Source organism: Desulforegula conservatrix Mb1Pa (assembly GCF_000426225.1).
GTDB lineage: Bacteria > Desulfobacterota > Desulfobacteria > Desulfobacterales > Desulforegulaceae > Desulforegula > Desulforegula conservatrix.
In genome coordinates, this window is sequence record NZ_AUEY01000148.1 from 1 (window position 1) to 2,877 (window position 2,877).

Annotated in this window: 4 protein-coding genes and 1 tRNA gene; 3 read left to right on the top strand and 2 right to left on the bottom strand. The window is 39.8% G+C overall.

Features of this window, described 5'->3' with window-relative positions:
• Positions 1-206: 206 nt before the first annotated feature.
• The 3 genes from K245_RS0121175 to K245_RS0121185 all read left to right on the top strand — a co-directional run bounded on the left by K245_RS0121175 (position 207) and on the right by K245_RS0121185 (position 1,612).
• Positions 207-293 (top strand) — tRNA-Leu (locus K245_RS0121175).
• 786 nt (positions 294-1,079) lie between these two features.
• On the top strand, positions 1,080-1,340 hold the full coding sequence (locus tag K245_RS0121180) for a type II toxin-antitoxin system RelB/DinJ family antitoxin (protein ID WP_027360764.1): 261 nt from the start codon (positions 1,080-1,082) through the stop codon (positions 1,338-1,340).
• Positions 1,337-1,612 carry a type II toxin-antitoxin system YafQ family toxin gene (locus tag K245_RS0121185; protein WP_027360765.1) on the top strand — a complete coding sequence of 92 codons (276 nt, stop codon included), beginning with the start codon at positions 1,337-1,339 and terminating at the stop codon, positions 1,610-1,612. The genes K245_RS0121180 and K245_RS0121185 overlap by 4 nt, the downstream gene beginning before the upstream one ends.
• Positions 1,613-1,713: 101 nt before the next feature.
• On the opposite strand, the gene K245_RS0121190 is transcribed toward K245_RS0121185, so the two are convergent.
• Positions 1,714-1,935, bottom strand: coding sequence for a helix-turn-helix transcriptional regulator (locus tag K245_RS0121190; RefSeq protein WP_027360766.1), 222 nt, complete (start codon positions 1,933-1,935; stop codon positions 1,714-1,716).
• 40 nt (positions 1,936-1,975) lie between these two features.
• Positions 1,976-2,389, bottom strand: coding sequence for a hypothetical protein (locus K245_RS0121195; RefSeq protein WP_027360767.1), 414 nt, complete (start codon positions 2,387-2,389; stop codon positions 1,976-1,978).
• Between the last annotated feature and the right edge of the window lie 488 nt (positions 2,390-2,877).

Genomic DNA, 2,877 nt, shown 5'->3' on the forward strand with positions numbered 1-2,877 from the left:
CATCATTGCTTTCAATGGAGCTTGACCAGCAAAAAGTCAGATCTATTGTTGCGTGGCCATGGATAATTAATGCACTTTTGAAATAGATTTGGTATTACACATAACATTGAGTATTTATCTATTCGTGATTTAACATCTGGTGTAGCCAAATATGAGCATATTCATTCTTGACAAAAAAAATGGTGAGTATATATTCAACCTGTTTTGCCGAAGTGGCGGAATTGGTAGACGCACTAGGTTCAGGGTCTAGCGGATGTATGTCCGTGGAGGTTCGAGTCCTCTCTTCGGCACCATTTAAAAGATCAACCCTTGTAAGACCTTGATAATAAAAGGTTTTTTACAAGGGTTTTTTGTTTGGGGCCTAAAAAGTGTAGGCTATGTGTAGGCAAGTGATCTTTTGGGGTCTTTTTACTGGCCAAAAACAACACCTCTTTTCTGCCCGGCAAGAAAAAAATAATTTCACCCCATCCCGTCACTGTGTGAAAATTTTACAATAAATATAGTTTGTCGACAAACTAATATAATTCTATAAAATATATTAAATTTAGTCTGTTAACTAACTTATTATTATTTATAGCAAGATACTACTTTAAATTTAACTATCTAATATAACTATATTTTTAAAGGTGTATTATCATAAACAGAGTTCACTGTATTCTTTCATATTTTTTTGGTTCTTGGTATGCTTGCTAATGCTGCTAATCTGCTAAAATATAATTATTTTAGAACCTTATCGTTGCTAATGGCCTGCTAATGATTAGCTAAAAAGCTGCTTATCAGAAAAAGTACCCATATAGAACTGCATCAGGATTAGAATCTTTTTCTTCTGCCAGGCAGACAGAAACAATCTATCGACATAAAACAGCAAGAGGCTGCTAATCCTGCGTTTCTGCTAATATTTAACTATTTCAGCATATTAACCCTGCTACGCAATTGCTATAGAACTTCTTTTTTTGCTAATCCACTTTATTCTTATATATGTGAGGCTGTTGAGTATCAGGCAACCTTTCAGGAATAACTTGATTTTTTTAAATAATGAAATACATTGTATATACATAATCGCAAAGGAGGAAATAAAGATGGCTGCAAATGCAATAGTTCAGGCTCGTATTGATGAAGCTGTTAAGAAAGAAGCGGCTGCTGTTTTAGCTGAAATAGGCTTAACTGTGTCTGATGCTGTGCGCCTTATGCTTATCCGCGTGGCAAGAGAACACGCATTGCCGTTTGAACCTTTAATACCAAATGAAACGACTGTTAAGGCTATTAAGGCTGCAAGAATTGGAGACGGTCTTGAAACAGTAACTCTTGATCAACTTGCTAAAGAATGGGATGAGGCATGAGGGCACTTGTTCAGCAAAGCCAGTTTAAGACAGACCTGAAACGAGTTGCAAAATCTGGACGCTACAAGCTGTCTGATATACTTTCAGTTATAGAAGACTTGGCGAACGACAAACCGCTTCCTGATAAATACAGAGACCATAGCCTCACAGGGAACTGGTCAGACTGTAGGGACTGTCATATAAAGCCTGATCTTGTGCTGATCTACAGAAAAATTAGCAATGACACCCTTCAGCTTATCCGTCTTGGCTCTCATTCTGAGCTTGGGTTATAAAAGTTTAAACTCTTTCTTGCCGGGCAAAAGAAAAGCCCTGCCTGATCGCTCAAGCAAGGCTGATTGTTCATTATATTTATAGTTCCCTTTCGGGGTTTGGGCTATCCTGATTTATATCCGTTGTTGATTAAAGCCTGGATGTCTTCAACTCTCCAGGCTGTACATTTTTCGGTGAGCTTAATGGGTTTTGGGAACCGGCCTTCCTTTACTCCAAGCCACCACGTTGTTTTTGATATAGGTATAAGCGGAGGTATCCCCTGCTTTTTGTCTCCTACTATTTGTTTCAGGCGTAATAGACCTAAAAGCGGCGGTGCTTTTTCCATTATTCTATCCTTCGTATATTGGTTAAGAGAATTATCAAGCCTACATGCAGTAAAAAACCAGACTTTCAACAAACTTCATCAAGGCCTCTCTTGATATTACTATGTCACCCTTACCAGACCAGAAACGGGCAAGGCTGGACACTTCCTTGATAAGAAATCGCCTTTCTGCAAGGGGAAGCCTATTGAGTACGACATCTACGCAAGAGGACAGAACTTCATCGAGTTGAAGATTATGCAGCCTTAATGCTTCTCTATATTCCTTATTCGCTTCATCAAGCCGAGCCTTGGCAAGTTCGAGTTCTTTTGCACAGTCTCTGAATCTGAACGAATGGTCGTCAAGATCCTTGCGCCAGAACTTGGTTAGCTCAAGGTCAATACATTCAGGCTGAGTTTTTTTTGTTCTTGTTGGTCTCGGGGTTTCTTCTGGTGTGGTTTTTGCTGCTGTTTTTGACATGGTGAGGACTCCTGTTGATTGAGATTAAGAAACCCTCTCCATTGTGCTGCGAAACATAATGGAGACGGATTGTACAGGGTTCGCAGTACCGGTCAACAGGAGCCGGCGCATCCGAAGATGCCCCCGCACAATCCGTCACATAGTATAGGCATAAAAATAGCGTCTTCACTATTTATGTTGACGCTTATGCGCCTGCTGATTTCAGGCTGCGAAACCTGACCACGGTCTTTCTGCCGTGATTCTTATTCATATCCTTTGTTAATCGGAGCTGTCAATGGAGGAATAGCATGAACATTTAAGGGCGGTCTCTGACAAGACTCAGAGAAGGCTCAAGCTTGTATTATGTTTTTGCGCCAAGCTCTTCTTTCGTCGCTTCGACTATTCTAAAGTTTTTTTGATTACCATTTTTACTCCGCCATGCTTATCTTAAGGCATATGAAAGATTATCCAGATATGATGGAGGTGTAGCATGGCAAAAAATATGATCC